This window comes from Ruegeria sp. SAZD011, from assembly GCF_059612545.1.
The window spans coordinates 1-15096 of sequence record NZ_JBXWQU010000023.1 but is presented as its reverse complement, the minus strand read 5'-3'; the positions used below and the strand labels follow the sequence as shown (position 1 = coordinate 15096).

General features: G+C 62.0%; 11 protein-coding genes and 1 tRNA gene. 8 read left to right on the top strand and 4 right to left on the bottom strand.

Translation table 11 applies throughout. The features are described 5' to 3' along the window. Window positions 1–36: 36 nt before the first annotated feature. From AC2FLM_RS11745 to fabI, 3 genes are all read right to left on the bottom strand, one after another. Window positions 37–1212 (bottom strand): aminotransferase, encoded by a 1176-nt coding sequence (locus AC2FLM_RS11745; protein WP_496858089.1) that lies wholly within the window; start codon window positions 1210–1212, stop codon window positions 37–39. 72 nt (window positions 1213–1284) lie between these two features. Further along, complete coding sequence (gpt, locus tag AC2FLM_RS11740) at window positions 1285–1800, bottom strand: xanthine phosphoribosyltransferase (protein ID WP_011047866.1); 516 nt, start codon at window positions 1798–1800, stop codon at window positions 1285–1287. Between the two features lie 17 nt (window positions 1801–1817). Beyond that, window positions 1818–2624 carry an enoyl-ACP reductase FabI gene (gene fabI, locus AC2FLM_RS11735; protein WP_234145196.1) on the bottom strand — a complete coding sequence of 269 codons (807 nt, stop codon included), beginning with the start codon at window positions 2622–2624 and terminating at the stop codon, window positions 1818–1820. A 134-nt stretch (window positions 2625–2758) separates the two neighbouring features. On the opposite strand from fabI, the gene pdxH reads away from it, so the two are divergent. The 4 genes from pdxH (at window position 2759) to AC2FLM_RS11715 (ending at window position 4609) form a co-directional block, all read left to right on the top strand. Continuing rightward, window positions 2759–3364 carry a pyridoxamine 5'-phosphate oxidase gene (gene pdxH, locus AC2FLM_RS11730; RefSeq protein ID WP_496858087.1) on the top strand — a complete coding sequence of 202 codons (606 nt, stop codon included), beginning with the start codon at window positions 2759–2761 and terminating at the stop codon, window positions 3362–3364. Between the two features lie 119 nt (window positions 3365–3483). Then, window positions 3484–4011 carry a cold-shock protein gene (locus AC2FLM_RS11725; RefSeq protein ID WP_234217955.1) on the top strand — a complete coding sequence of 176 codons (528 nt, stop codon included), beginning with the start codon at window positions 3484–3486 and terminating at the stop codon, window positions 4009–4011. 10 nt (window positions 4012–4021) lie between these two features. Further along, window positions 4022–4489, top strand: a complete 468-nt coding sequence (locus AC2FLM_RS11720; RefSeq protein ID WP_234217956.1) for a DUF192 domain-containing protein — start codon at window positions 4022–4024, stop codon at window positions 4487–4489. Window positions 4490–4532: 43 nt separating this feature from the next. After that, window positions 4533–4609: transfer RNA gene (locus AC2FLM_RS11715), tRNA-Pro, on the top strand. A 10-nt stretch (window positions 4610–4619) separates the two neighbouring features. Here AC2FLM_RS11715 and AC2FLM_RS11710 read toward each other — a convergent pair. Then, window positions 4620–5063 (bottom strand): hypothetical protein, encoded by a 444-nt coding sequence (locus tag AC2FLM_RS11710; protein WP_234217957.1) that lies wholly within the window; start codon window positions 5061–5063, stop codon window positions 4620–4622. A 548-nt stretch (window positions 5064–5611) separates the two neighbouring features. Here AC2FLM_RS11710 and AC2FLM_RS11705 point away from each other — a divergent pair. From AC2FLM_RS11705 to AC2FLM_RS11690, 4 genes are all read left to right on the top strand, one after another. Next, entirely contained in the window at window positions 5612–9256 is a 3645-nt protein-coding gene (locus AC2FLM_RS11705) for a vitamin B12-dependent ribonucleotide reductase (RefSeq protein ID WP_496858084.1), read from the top strand. A 532-nt stretch (window positions 9257–9788) separates the two neighbouring features. Then, window positions 9789–10997, top strand: a complete 1209-nt coding sequence (locus AC2FLM_RS11700) for a tyrosine-type recombinase/integrase (RefSeq protein WP_496858082.1) — start codon at window positions 9789–9791, stop codon at window positions 10995–10997. A gap of 150 nt (window positions 10998–11147) precedes the next feature. Beyond that, entirely contained in the window at window positions 11148–11408 is a 261-nt protein-coding gene (locus tag AC2FLM_RS11695) for a helix-turn-helix transcriptional regulator (RefSeq protein WP_496858080.1), read from the top strand. A gap of 152 nt (window positions 11409–11560) precedes the next feature. Beyond that, the gene (locus tag AC2FLM_RS11690; protein WP_496858078.1) at window positions 11561–14536 is read left to right on the top strand and encodes a hypothetical protein; all 2976 of its coding nucleotides are present in this window, start codon (window positions 11561–11563) and stop codon (window positions 14534–14536) included. The last annotated feature ends 560 nt before the right edge of the window (window positions 14537–15096 follow it).

The following is a 15096-nucleotide window of genomic DNA, read 5'->3' as shown; positions in this document are numbered from 1 at the left end:
CGCCCTGTCTACGCCGGGCGCCCGGGCTGGGCAAGGTCAGAAGCGGAGCCCTTTGAGCCTGTCGAACAGCTGGCCGATCCCGGCGCGGTCGAGATTGGCAAAGGCCACGCGCAGCTGGCGGGCGCCGGCGGGGTCGCCCTCGGGCATGAACATGGTGCCGGGCAGCACCAGCACCCCGGCATCCCGCACCAGCCGTCGGGCCAACTCGTCCGAGGGGATATCGAAGGGATGTTCAAGATAGGCGAAATAGGCGCCCAGCCCCAGCAGTTTCCAGCCCTCGGCCGCGAGCGCGGGCATGCCCTCGGCAATGGCGGCGCGGCGGTCCAGGATCTCGTCCCGTTCACCTGCCACCCACTGGCCCAGATTGCGCATGCCCCACAGTGCGGCATGCTGGCCGATCTGGCCCGGGCAGATGGCGACGGTGTCGAGGAACTTCTCGATCTCGGCCAGCAGTCCGGTGTCGCTGGCCAGCGCGCCGACCCGGTGTCCGGTCAGCCGGTAGGCCTTGGAAAACGAATAGAGATGCACCAGTGTCTGGTCCCAGTCGGGCCGGGTGAACAGGTCATGCGGGGCACCGCTGCGGCTGTCGAAATCGCGATAGGTCTCGTCCAGCAGCAGGCGCAGCCCGTGTTCGGCGGCCAGATCGTAAAAGGCGCCGACCAGCTCGGCGGGGTATTCCACGCCGCCCGGATTGTTCGGCGTCACCAGCGCGATGGCGCGGGTGCGCGGCGTGATCAGGGCGCGCGCCGCTTCGACATCGGGCAGCAGATCAAGGCCGGTGGCCAGCGGCACGGCCGTGACCCCTTCCATGTCGAGCCACATTTTATGGTTGAAATACCATGGCGTTGGCAGGATGACCTCATCCCCTTCGCCGGTAATGGCCGAGATGGTGGCGGCAAAGGCCTGATTGCAGCCCGAGGTAATCGCCACCTGTTCCGGTCTGACCGCGCCGCCATAGTGGCGGCTGATCTGGGCGGCCAGCTCGGCGCGCAGATCGGCGTTGCCCAGCACCGGACCATAGAGATGCGCGCTGTCCTCGGTCAGGGCGAAATCGGCCATTGCCTGACGCAACGCCTGCGGCGGCGGCTCGACAGGCGCGGCCTGGCTGACATTGATCAGCGGCCGCTCGGGCGAAAAGGTGACACCCTCCAGCCAGCGTCGCGCCTCCATCACCGGCGGCGCGAATGTGGTGGCGGTACGGGTCGGGGCCATCTTGGATACTCTGTTCAGGAGGTGGGGTCTTGGTGCAGAAAGCGCGCCCTTTCGGGCGCGCTGGCAGTTGGATCAGTCGGTGCCCCGATAGGGTTCGACATATTGCAGCGCCATGTCCCATGGAAAGAAGATCCAGGTGTCCTGGCTGACCTCGGTGATGAAGGTATCGACCATCGGCCGGCCCTTGGGTTTGGCATAGACAGTGGCGAAATGGGCGTTGGGATACATCTCGCGCACCAGTTCCAGCGTCTTACCGCTGTCGACCAGGTCGTCGATGACCAGAATACCAGTGCCATCGCCCATCAGACCGGCGTCGGGCGCTTTCAGCACCTGCGCCTGTCCCTGGGCCTGATGGTGATAGGATTTCACGCTGATCGTGTCGACGGTGCGAATATCCAGTTCGCGGCTGACGATCATCGCCGGGGCCATGCCGCCGCGCGTGATCGCCACCACCGCGCGCCAGGCGCCCTCGTCGGGGCCCTGGCCATCCAGCCGCCAGGCCAGCGCCCGGCTGTCGCGATGGATCTGGTCCCAGCTGATGTGAAAGCCCTTTTCATGGGGCAGGCGATGCGGATCCTTGGTGCTCATGCCGACTTACCCCCCCGTTATCCCTTGTCGATGTCGGGGGCGTCGACCGCCTTCATCCCGACAATGTGATAGCCGCTGTCCACATGCAGGTTCTCGCCCGTGACACCCGAGCTGAGATCCGAGAGCAGGTAGAGCGCCGACTTGCCCACATCGTCGATGGTGACATTGCGGCGCAGCGGCGAGTTATACTCGTTCCACTTCATGATATAGCGGAAATCGCCGATGCCGCTGGCGGCCAGCGTCTTGATCGGCCCGGCGCTGACGGAGTTGACGCGGATACCGTCCTTGCCCAGATCCTCGGCCATGTATTTGACCGACGCCTCCAGCGCCGCCTTGGCCACGCCCATCACATTATAGTGTGGCATCACCTGTTCGGCGCCGTAATAGGTGAGGGTGATGGCGCTGCCGCCTTCGGTCATCAGCTTTTCGGCCCGCTTCATCACCGCGGTGAAGGAAAAGACCGAGATATCCATGGTCAGCTTGAAATTCGCCCGGCTGGTGTCGACGTAGCGACCGCGCAGCTCGTTCTTGTCGGAAAAGCCGATGGCATGCACGACAAAGTCGAGCTTGCCCCATTTCTGTTCGAGCGCGTCGAACAGCGCGTCGATCGAGTCCTCGTCGCCTACGTCACAAGGCAGCACGATCTCGCTGCCCAGTTGCGCGGCCAGCGGGTCGACCCGCTTCTTCAGCGCATCGCCCTGATAGGAAAAGGCCAGCTCTGCGCCCGCATCCGCAAGCGCTCGGGCAATGCCCCAGGCGATGGATTTGTCATTGGCCAGTCCCATGATGAGGCCGCGTTTTCCGGCCATCAACTGATTTGACATGTTCGGTTCTCCGCCTGTCGTCGCGTCATGAGCTTGTGGTTTATGCTATAGAACATGTCCCTTCAAGGGCGCGCGCTCTTGCCCGTGTCGGGAAGAGGGCCTAGGCTCTGTCGCAGTTGTTCAAGGGGATGGACATGAGTGACAGGACTGGCATCTTCGCCGGTGATGACCCGTTTGCTATTGCACGGGAGTGGTTGGCCGAGGCCGAACAGTCGGAACCCAACGATCCGAACGCCATTGCGCTGGCGACGGTTGACGCTTCGGGCCTGCCGAATGTGCGGATGGTGCTGCTGAAAGAGATCGAACCGGCGGCCTTCGTTTTCTACACCAATTACGAAAGCGCCAAGGCGATCGAGCTGGAGCAGGCTGGTAAGGCCGCCTTTGTGATGCATTGGAAATCGCTGCGCCGCCAGATCCGGGTGCGCGGCACGATCACCCGCGAAGCGGGGCCGCAGGCCGATGCCTATTATGCCTCGCGCTCGCTCAAGAGCAGGCTGGGCGCCTGGGCCTCACGCCAGTCGAGGCCGCTGTCGAGCCGCGCCGCGCTGATGGCCGAGGTTGCCAAGATCACCGCGGCCAAGGGACCGAACCCGCCGCGCCCGCCGTTCTGGGGCGGGTTTCGCCTGACACCTGTCGAGATCGAATTCTGGGCGGATGGCGCATTCCGACTGCACGACCGCTTTGTCTGGCGTCGGGCGGACCCAGGGGAAAGCTGGGATATCCAGCGTCTCAACCCCTGACATTCGCGTAACGTGAAATGCAAGTACGTGAAATATGGGCTTTTTTTCACTTGAAATTCGGAGCTAAAATCCGGCACATCAAGAGCCTGAACTTCACGTCAAACCACGATGGATAGCAAGTGGCCGAAGAATTGAGCAGTGCATACAAGGTCCGGGGCCGGGTAAAATGGTTTGACCCGGCCAAGGGATATGGTTTCGTGGTCGCCGACGAGGGCGGGCCGGACATCCTGTTGCATGTCAATGTGCTCAGGAATTTCGGTCAGAGCTCGGTTGCCGACGGCGCCGCCATCGAGATCATGACCCACCGCACCGATCGCGGTGTGCAGGCAGTCGAGGTCGTCGGCATCGTTCCCCCTGAGCGACCCGAAACGGTCTTGCTGTCGGATTTCGCCGAGATGGACCCCGACGCGATCCGCGCCGCACCGCTGGAACCGGCCCGGGTCAAGTGGTTCGACAAGGGCAAGGGGTTCGGCTTTGCCAATGTATTTGGCCGCAACGAGGACGTTTTCCTGCATATCGAGGTGCTGCGCCAGTCGGGCCTGTCGGACCTGCAACCGGGCGAGGCGCTGGCAATGCGTGTCATCGACGGTAAACGCGGGCGTATGGCGGCCGAGGTGCTGGCGTGGGAAGCCGCGCTGAATTCATGAGCGGCAGACGGTGATCCGCGCGGCGCTCTGCCTGATGGTCTGGCTGATCGGCGCCAGCGCGCTCTGGGCCGAGACCTGCCGGGACGACGAATTGCGGCTGCGTGGCGGCGGCAGCGAATTGCGTTTCTCCATCGAACTGGCGCAAACCCCGCAAGAGCGGTCGCAGGGGCTGATGTTCCGCGAAAGCCTGCCGCGCGGGGCAGGCATGCTCTTTGTATTCGAACACCCCCAGCGCGTGGCATTCTGGATGAAGAACACGCTGATCCCGCTCGACCTGATCTTTGTTGATCGAAGTGGTACCGTGACCCGCGTGCATCCCAATGCGATTCCACATGACGAGACCCCGATACCGGGTGGAGATGCGGTATTTGCGGTGCTCGAAATCAATGGCGGGCTGGCCGCGCGGTATGGCATCGCGCCGGGCACCCAGTTGCGGCACCGTGTTTTTTCGGACGGACCCGCCGTATGGCCCTGTTAGGCCTTTTCAAATCGGATTGCGGCGGATAGGAAGGCGCACGGTCCGGGGCGTGGCGCAGTCTGGTAGCGCACCTGTTTTGGGTACAGGGGGTCGTGAGTTCGAATCTCGCCGCCCCGACCACTTTCTTCTCTTACTCGCCGATGATCTGGCCACCCATGTCGCGCAACAGGCCGATGCGCGCCTCTTGGGCGCCCGGTCCATCCGAGGCGATCCGCCGCGCGGGGCCAGAGGCCTGCGGAACATTCAGGTAATCTTCGAGCGTGGCCAGATAGCGGCCATCGGTCGTTTGGGCGACCTGCAACTGAACCACCAGTTGCGGCAGCGCCTTGAGCGTACCGTCATGGTCCACGATTGCCGCTGCGGTCAGGTCGGCGGGCAGGTCGACCCAGCATTGCCAGGTTCCCGGATCGGGACGTCGCAGGGTTTCGCTCGGTTCGGAACAGGCCGCGGCGAATCCCTCGATCAGGGCTTTGGGGCGGGTCGGGAACAGGGCTGACGCAGAGTTAACCGCAATATCTTGTGTGCACGAAGCCACAGTCAGCAGGGCGGCCAGCAGGCCAAACAGGGGTTTCACCTTACGGAACTTTCCGAGTCGCGGCGTATTTCGGACCCACCATATCGGATCGCGAAAGCGCGCGCGAGGGGGGCTTTCGTCTTGCTGCAACGCAGAAATTGGAGCAACGTCGACTTTCAGTTCCGGATGAAAGCTGCCGTGAAAAAACGGAAATTTTCATGCTGTGCCCGACTGCGTCGCAGCAAGGGCTGGGGATGGCCCTGTGGAGGAATCGCGGCGTCGGAACGGGGGGAGCCGACGGGCTCGCGGGTCAACAGAAAAGAATCCCGCCGGGGTGCAAAAATGCCGTTGACCTTCTATGCCTGCATACGTCAGATTGTATGGGCCGGTTGCACAGCCACAAAATCTGGTAGCAAAGCCAGAGCGGCGGAACGGGCGGGACGAAGAAACCACAGATCACCATGTTCTTAGAACGCCGCGCCACTCATCGCGGCGACGGGCGAATTCGTTCTGGTTCCGGCAACGGGCCGATTGACGGCAATGCGGAGAGCGCCAGCGGGATGGGCCTGCGGGCGGCAAGACCCAAAAAACGACCAGGGGCTGGGGACATGAAGATCGAAAGAAAGTTCACGACGGCGGGACAGGATGCATATGCGGATCTGGAGTTCCGATCCGCGACCTCCGAGATTCGCAATCCGGATGGCACCATCGTGTTCCGCCTCGACGATATTGAGGTTCCCACCAGCTGGAGCCAGGTCGCCAGCGACGTGATCGCACAGAAATACTTCCGTAAGGCGGGCGTGCCCAGCCGTCTCAAGAAGGTGCGCGAAAAGGGCGTGCCGGAATTCCTGTGGCGTTCGGTTCCCGACAGCGACGCCGAAATGGGCGGTGAGATCTCGTCCAAGCAGGTGTTCGACCGGCTGGCGGGCGCCTGGGCCTATTGGGGCTGGAAAGGTGGCTATTTTACCACCGAAGAGGATGCGCGCGCCTATTTCGACGAGATGCGCTATATGCTGGCCACCCAGCGCGCCGCGCCCAACAGCCCGCAATGGTTCAACACCGGCCTGCACTGGGCCTATGGCATCGACGGCCCGGCGCAGGGGCACCACTATGTCGACTACAAGACCGGCAAGCTGACCAAGTCGGACAGCGCCTATGAACATCCCCAGCCGCATGCCTGTTTCATCCAGTCGGTCAGCGACGACCTGGTGAACGAGGGCGGTATCATGGATCTGTGGGTGCGCGAGGCGCGCCTGTTCAAATACGGCTCGGGCACCGGCACCAATTTCAGCCATCTGCGCGCCGAGGGCGAGAGCCTGTCGGGCGGTGGCAAATCCTCGGGCCTTATGGGCTTTCTCAAGATCGGCGACCGCGCCGCGGGCGCCATCAAATCGGGCGGGACAACCCGTCGGGCAGCCAAGATGGTGATCGTCGACGCCGATCACCCCGATATCGAGCAGTTCATCCAGTGGAAGGTGCTCGAAGAGCAGAAGGTCGCCAGCATCGTCGCCGGCTCGAAGATGCATGAAAAGATGCTGAACGGCATCTTTGCCGCGATCCGTGCCTGGGACGGCGCCGAGGTGGATGCCTATGACCCGGCGGTGAACGAGGGGCTCAAGGCCGCGATCCGCGAGGCCAAAAAGGTCGCGATCCCGGAAACCTATGTCAAGCGTGTGCTGGATTACGCCAAGCAGGGCCATACCAGCATCGAGTTCCCCACCTATGACACCGATTGGGACAGCGAGGCCTATAACTCGGTTTCGGGCCAGAACTCGAACAACTCGATCCGGGTCACCAATGCGTTCCTCAAGGCGGTGGAAAAGGATGCCGATTGGGAACTGATCAACCGTGTCGACGGCAAGGTCTGCAAGACCGTCAAGGCGCGCGATCTGTGGGAAAAGGTCGGTCATGCGGCCTGGGCCTGCGCCGATCCGGGCATCCAGTTCCATGACACGGTGAACGAGTGGCATACCTGCCCGGCGGACGGCCCGATCCGTGGCTCGAACCCCTGTTCGGAATACATGTTCCTCGACGATACCGCGTGCAACCTGGCGTCGATGAACCTGCTGACCTTCCTCAAGGATGGCGAGTTCCAGGCCGAGGATTACATCCATGCCACCCGCCTGTGGACGCTGACGCTGGAAATCTCGGTGACCATGGCGCAGTTCCCGTCCAAGGAAATCGCGCAGCTCAGCTATGATTTCCGCACGCTGGGTCTGGGCTATGCCAATATTGGCGGCCTGCTGATGAACATGGGCTATGGCTATGACAGCGACGAGGGCCGCGCGCTCTGCGGTGCGCTGACCGCGATCATGACCGGTGTGGCCTATGCCACCTCGGCCGAGATTGCCGGAGAGCTGGGGCCCTTTGCCGGGTATGAGCGCAACGCCGCCAACATGCTGCGGGTTATCCGCAACCACCGCACCGCCGCTCAGGGCAAGGCCAATGGCTATGAAAAGCTGAGCGTCAAGCCGGTGCCGCTGGATCACGCCAACTGCCCCGACCCGCGTCTGGTCGAACTGGCCATGGCCTCGTGGGACGAGGCGCTGAGCCTGGGCGAGAAGAACGGCTATCGCAACGCGCAGACCAGCGTGATCGCGCCCACCGGTACCATCGGTCTGGTGATGGATTGCGACACCACCGGGATCGAACCCGATTTTGCGCTGGTCAAGTTCAAGAAGCTGGCGGGCGGTGGTTACTTCAAGATCATCAACCGCTCGGTGCCTGCCGCGCTGGAGAACCTGGGTTATTCCAGCGCCCAGATCGAAGAGATCGTGTCTTATGCTGTGGGTCATGGCACGATCGGCAATGCGCCGGGGATCAACCACACCTCGCTGACGGGCCACGGCTTTGGCCCCAACGAGCTGCGCAAGATCGACGCCGCGCTGGAAAGCGCCTTTGACATCCGTTTTGTCTTCAATCAGTGGACCCTGGGCGAGGATTTCTGCACCGGCGTTCTGGGTATCCCGGCGGCCAAGCTGAACGACCCCACCTTTGACCTGCTGCGGCATCTGGGCTTTACCAAGAAGGATATCGACGCGGCCAACGACCATGTCTGCGGAACGATGACGCTGGAAGGGGCGCCGCATCTGTCCGAGGAGCATTACGCGATCTTCGACTGTGCCAATCCCTGCGGCAAGAAGGGCAAGCGTTTCCTGTCGGTCGACAGCCACATCACCATGATGGCGGCGGCGCAGAGCTTTATCTCGGGGGCGATCAGCAAGACGATCAACATGCCCAACAACGCCACCATCGAGGATTGCCAGAAGGCCTATGAACTCAGCTGGTCGCTGGGGGTGAAGGCCAACGCGCTCTATCGGGATGGCTCCAAGCTGAGCCAACCGCTGGCTGCCGCCCTGATCGAGGATGACGACGAGGCCGCCGCGGTGCTGGAAACCGGCACCCCGGCCGAAAAGGCCGCCGTGCTGGCCGAGAAGGTGATCGAAAAGGTCGTGGTCAAGGAGGTGATCCGCAGCCATCGCGAGAAGCTGCCCCATCGCCGCAAGGGCTATACCCAGAAGGCGATCGTGGGCGGTCACAAGGTCTATCTGCGCACCGGCGAGTATCAGGACGGTTCGCTGGGCGAGATCTTCATCGACATGCACAAGGAAGGCGCCGGGTTCCGGGCGATGATGAACAACTTTGCCATCGCGGTCTCGGTCGGCCTGCAATACGGGGTGCCGCTGGAGGAATTCGTCGACGCCTTCACCTTCACCAAGTTCGAACCGGCCGGCATGGTACAGGGCAACGACTCGATCAAGAACGCGACCTCGATCCTGGACTATGTGTTCCGGGAACTTGCGGTCAGCTATCTCGACCGCACCGACCTGGCCCATGTGAAGCCCGAAGGCGCGACATTCGACGATATCGGCAAGGGCGAGGACGAGGGCGTGTCGAACGTCACCACCGTCAGCGACAGCGCCGCGTCGAAATCGCTGGAGGTGCTGAAACAGATCAGCTCGACAGGTTATCTGCGCAAGCGTCTGCCGCAGGAACTGGTGGTGCTGAACGGCGGCGCCAGTGTGGGCGCGGTGGCGCTGGACAGCGCCGGCGACCCGGTCGCGGCGCTGCAGACGCTGGTGCCCGAAACCGGACAGGCCACCGTCGCCGCCACCGGCATGGATGCCCGCACCAAGGCCCGCATGCAGGGATACGAGGGCGAGGCCTGCGGCGAATGCGGCAACTACACGCTGGTGCGCAACGGCACCTGCATGAAGTGCAACACCTGTGGCGCGACGAGCGGCTGCTCGTAACCACGGGGCGACAAATCGCGCCCCCGCCGGGGCGCGTAGGGGCCGGGGGCTTCCCTCGGAAATCCGGCCCCGACGAGATCCGGAACCGGCGGCGCGGCCCATCCGCGCCCGGCGTTCCAGCCGACGGCCCCAGCTGCTGGGGCTGCCGGGTCCCGGGTGGGGCGGGGTGACCAGCCCCCTCACTCGAACACGGGGCGGGTGCGCTCGCCCCCGACGCGTCCAGGCCGCAGGCAGAAAACACCGGGCGGTCAACGATTGAGCCTGGTACGCGAGACTTTACAGGGGGCTTCGGCCCCCTTTTTCTTTGACCCTGACCAAAACGCGAAAAGAGACCCCGAAAGGATCGCTTTTTCACCATGTATCAACGCTATGCGAGGATTTTGGCTCCGGCGGTAGGGATCGAACCTACGACCAATTGATTAACAGGGAACGACTCGCCAAGGGTGGTTCGCCGTACTTGATCAGCAAAATAAGGTAAAGCACTGTTCTGCAACGAAAAACAAGTTGTGCAACCGCCGGTAGAGAACCGAACATGGCGTCACTGAATGTTGCAGAGGATGTTGCAGAGATGCCTAACCACAATCTGACCACCCGCCCGGCCATTGCCAAGATCAAGCACGCACCGGGCAACACCATCATGTATTCCGACCCATCGGTGAAACCCGACCCTGACGCTCGCGGCATCCGCCTTGCCGTTGGGGCCACGAAAAAGACGTGGGTGCTGTCCAAGCGCATCGACGGCAAGGTGCGCTCTGTCACGCTGGGCGCGTGGCCGGACCTGCCGACGGTCTATGCCGCCCGCGATGTGGCGAAGGAAAAGATGGCGGCGATCACCACCCGCACAGACGACCGCTCGACGGGCATTCACACGCTGCGCGATGCGATGGACTCCCATATCGAACAGTCGGACGCATCGGAGTTGACGAAGACCTACTATCGCGAGCAGATCGACCGCCACCTTTCGAAGCTCTTTGACCGGCCCATCGACGAGTTGACCCTGCCGGACCTCGAACGCGCCCTTGCGCCATATGTGGACGCCAACGGCAAGCCGACCTCGACGCAGCAGCACCTGCGCCAGATCATCGGGACCGCGTTTAAACGGGCGTCGGTTGTCCGTCGCATCCCGAACGTGGCCGACGCGCTCAAGAAGGTGAAATACCGGGCGCGGAACAACAAGGTGAAGTTCGATGTGGACGACGCATGGCCCGCCCTCGATCTGATCGACGCCAAGAAGCAGAAAAACCTGATCATCGGCACGGCTTGGGAGGTGATGCTGTTCACCGGCCTCCGCGCCAAGAACGTGATCGAACTCCGCTGGGAGGATATTGACCTCGACAGCGCCCGTCTCCGCGTCGCAGAATTGAAGAACGGGACGGAGGGGGCATTTCCCATTGCTGACCGCGTTGTCGAAGCTCTGCGGGCGCTGCCCCAGCATAGCGAATGGGTCTTCCCGCAGTATGACACGGCCAAGCACATCTACCATCCGCAGCAGTTGAAAGGCGACGGTGTTCGCATGACCCCGCACGATGCTCGCCGCCTGTTCACGACCGCTGCCCGCCGCCTGCGCCTGCCATCCTACATCATCGACCAGTTACGGGGTGATGTGGAGAAGGGCGTTCAGGACATTTACGATCAAGGCTCCATGAGCCATGCCGACGCGAACGCCATCGCGAAGCAAATTGAGGTGGAATGCGGGGCAGTACCTGCTTCCAATGTTGTCCAGATGGGCGGCAGGCGATAACGTCGGGGCGTGCCGGTGTCGCTGTGCGGCGGAACCTCCCGGCATGACCTTATTGCGTTCCATCAGGGGCTGGTGCCGGATCGCATGAGGGCACCCGCCAGCGCCATCAACGGGCCCGTGTCTTATCTGAATGTGAGATGGGAGCCGATGATGGAAGACCTCACACAAGAAATCCGTGCGCTGCGCGACGAACTGCGGGCCTTGCAGGTTAAGCAGACCTTGCCGGACCTCATGACGCCTGCCCAGTGCGCCGAGTATCTGAACCGTTCCGAGGAAGTGCTCTACCTCTGGCGGAAAGAGCGCAACGCCGGTCAGGACAGCGGCCCGCCGTTCCTGCACATTTCCAGCCGGACAATCCTGTATGATCGGGAGGACGTTCTCGCATGGGCGCGTTCTCACCGCGTGAACTGAAAAAGAGGGACGAAGCCGCTATACCTCGTCCCTCAGTCGTTTCCATCACAAGCAAGCGAACCCATCGCATCTACAACTCGCTTATAAGACACGCTTTGGTGGAATCCGACCGGAAAACGAGGTAATAGCGTCTGCATTGAGGATAAAAGCAGATGCGGATTTCTCGCGTATATGGAGCAAGTCGCCCCAGTATTCGAAAAAACCTCCGACCCGATGGCGCGGAGATCAAAAAGAAATTGCCTGACGGCAGTGAAGTGTCGCCAATTGATTGGCCGACGCATTGGTATGGAACGACCCGCGAAGTCACAATCGACACCGTTGCCGCACTCTATGACGGCATAGAGCCGCACGAATGCTTTGTCCTCGGCGGCGCACCTGATGGGCACTATGTCACCCGGCTTCGCCGCACCGATTTCCGTCTCCCGCCCACCGACCTGATGGTTCTTGATGTGGACGGAATGCCCTACGTCGAAGGTCACTCGGATGAGACCCTTCGCGCTGATCCCGAACTCACGATCCGGGCGCAACTGACCCAGATGTTCGGGTCTTTTGCCGATCAGTTTCACATTGTCGTCGCGCTGTCTTCGCGTGCCGGGTTCACGGGCGACTTTCGCGCTCACGTTTGGCTCGGTGTCTCGCCGCGCTGCACTGCCAAAGACATTGCCGCTTTCCAAAAGAAGCAGCCAGTCGAATGGCTAGACACCGGCATTTTCCAAGCTGGCCGGGTGCTGTTCGCTGCACCGCCCGACATTGAAGCCGATCCATTCCCCACCCGTGTCTTTGAGTTCAAAGGCGATGGCTTAGTGGTTGACATGTCCGGCGACGTCCAATCGACCGAAGGCCTTGTCGAACTCAGGAAGCAATTCAGCCGTGGCAAACATGGCCTTTACAAGATGAACACCGGCCCTCTCGACGTGGGAGAAGGCGGCGTGTCGGGCGAGTGCTGGAACTTCATCTTGTCATGCAAGCGGGCGGGCATGTCCGAGGACGATGCGATTGCCGCGCTCCATGACGAGTTCACCCGGCTGGACGTGCCGAACGCGACGTGGAAGCGGATGCGCAAAGTCATCAAGCGCCCCGATGGCATGACCGACCCGGCCTTGGGAGAGGCGCGGCGCATGTATCGCGACATGCGGGCGGGCGAGACGCTGGTGTTTGGTATGCCTGCCTATCGTGAGCCGGAAACCACGCTAACCGCAGCCTCTGAGGCGCTGCGCCGCGCTGTGCGGGATCAGATCGACCGGGAAGGCGTGTTTCTGAACAAGGTCACGCTGGGCGTCGGCAAAACCCATGAGATTGTCGAACTTGTCACATCCCGCGATGTGAAGGCTCTGATCCTCGCACCGAACCACGAGCGGTGCACCGAGATCGTCAACCGCTTGAACGATGCGCGGGAGAAGCGTCTCTATGATGCCTTCGATCAGGTTGGGCAGTTTGAAGAGATCGAAGATCGCTGGCTGGAACGCCCGTGGGAGTCATGGCGTGGCCGGTCAGCCGAGGGGATGTGTTCACGGCTGGATGCCGTCAACGCCGCCTTCCGCGCGGGCGTGTCGGTTCACAAGCACATCTGCGGTTTCCCGACACCCGACGAAGACGGCGATGTGAAACGCTGCCCGCGCTTCGCCACCTGCGCCTATGCGGATCAGGTCATGAACTTCTGGCGCTATAACTGGGTCGCGCCGGTCGCTATGATCTCGCACCTGTCGCGGATTGCCTCCGATGCGGATGTTGTGATCATTGACGAGGGCTGTGTCGAGCACTTGGCCGGAAACAAGGTTGTGCCGCTGGAAGACCTGCTTGCCCCGCGTCCCGGTCGCCTTGGCGAATTGTCCCGCAAGGCCCATTGCGACTTGTTGGAGGATACCCAGACGCTGACCTTTGATGAGGTGCAAGAAGCCCTCGAACTTGAGCTTGAGGAAAAGCCCACGCCGCATGTTGAGCCGGACATGACGGACGAGCAGATCATCGCGAACTGTGAACCCGGATCATACCGGGCTGGCTGCGTGTCGATCTGGCGGGCGATGCTCGCGCGGATGGAGGGCGGCGAGAACCATCTTCATGTCTTCTCGGAAACCAAGAAAGAGGACAACGGCGAGGAGTCAACGCGCTGGTGGGTGGATGTGGCGTGGAGGCGCAAACCGCGCCTTCTTGAAAAGGTGGATACCGTTCTGCTGTTCGATGCCACGCCGAACGAGGTTGCCTTGCGGGCGCACTGGCCGGAGCTTGAGGTGTTTGAGGTCGAAGCACCTAAGCTGAATACGCGGGTGGTGCAGGTCACGGATGCTGTCGGCAAGCGGTCCCAATTGATCAACGACCTTCCGAAAACCGATCCGCAGTTCAAAGCGGAAGAAACCCGCGTGAAGAAGGCGCGGCAACGGCTGGCCGATTGGCTTCGGGCGCAGCCGGGATACACTGTTGTCGTGACCAAGAAGGACCACCGCGAGGCAATCGAAAAAGAGCATCGGTTCGACCGCGTCGCCTTCGCGCACCACGGCGCTGTCGAGGGCAAGGACGTTTGGGACTTCCCGGACGGCAAACGCCTGCATGGGGTCGATGTTGATAACTTGGTTATCCTTGGCCGGAATGCACCGCAGCCATATCACCTAGAGGCGATTGCGCGGCGGCATCACGCGGATGAAGACGCCGTGAAGACGATGGGATGGTATCGCACTGAGAACTGGGAGCTTGGGGGCGGTGTCGCCGGGTATCGGTTGCGCCATGACGATCCGCGCGTCGATGCCGTGTTGAAGAATGTCGCGGTCGATAGCCTGATGCAGGCGGTTGGGCGGATGCGTTCCGTGCGCCGGGACAAGATGGGGCGGGTGTTTGTCATGCACTCGATGCGCCTCGACATTGAGGTGGATGAGTGCGTGTCAGCCGAGCAGGTCATGCGCCGCACGGGCGATGTGACTTTGCTCAGCGCATCCGAGGTGGATCGGGTGTTCGGGGCTGGCGGGCGCAACACGCGGGAGATTGCCAAGCGGGTCACGGCAACGCACAAGTACCGCATGAAGGATAAGGCAGCACAGCCGAAGCCGTATCTGTGCGCGGTAGCGGCTGGCGCGGATGTGGATCAGTGCATGGCCGACTTGGGCGCGGTGTGGTGGGAAGCGGTGTCAGCGGAGTAAATGACATCTTCTCTTATGTAGTACTATAATAGGGAAGATGTCGCTTACTGGTGCCGCATGGCACGGTGCCCAGCGCGATCCTGCGACTGTCACTCGCGGCGGTCTATCCGAGATACGTCAACAATGCTGACATACTTTGCGTCTGACCAATTGATTGGCGATCAAATCCACCGGGGAATTGCCGTGGCACATCAAGCGGTTGGGCAGGCTCTGCAACAACGCTGCAACAGTCAGTTGCGACCGAGTCGCATATGCATAACGGCACCTTTTGGAACCCCCTGCTGCTGACGTGGAAACCCGGTCCCACACACGGAAATATCTCAGCAAAAATCTACGAAGGCCCCCGATCACCGCGACAGCCGCAGCCAGCTAGGCGAGCGCCGCCCGTCTCGACCCTCGCCCCTACGTCCATGCCCGATGCCACCTAACCGCCTTCTGCTGGGCGCTAAGTGCTCTTTGCCTTCGTGCCCTTCGGTTGTCTCTTAGGCTCCAGACTCGTTCTTTTTCATAGCCAGAACAAAACGGTTGCGGCGAGAGCGATGGCTGAGAAGAAGGTTTCC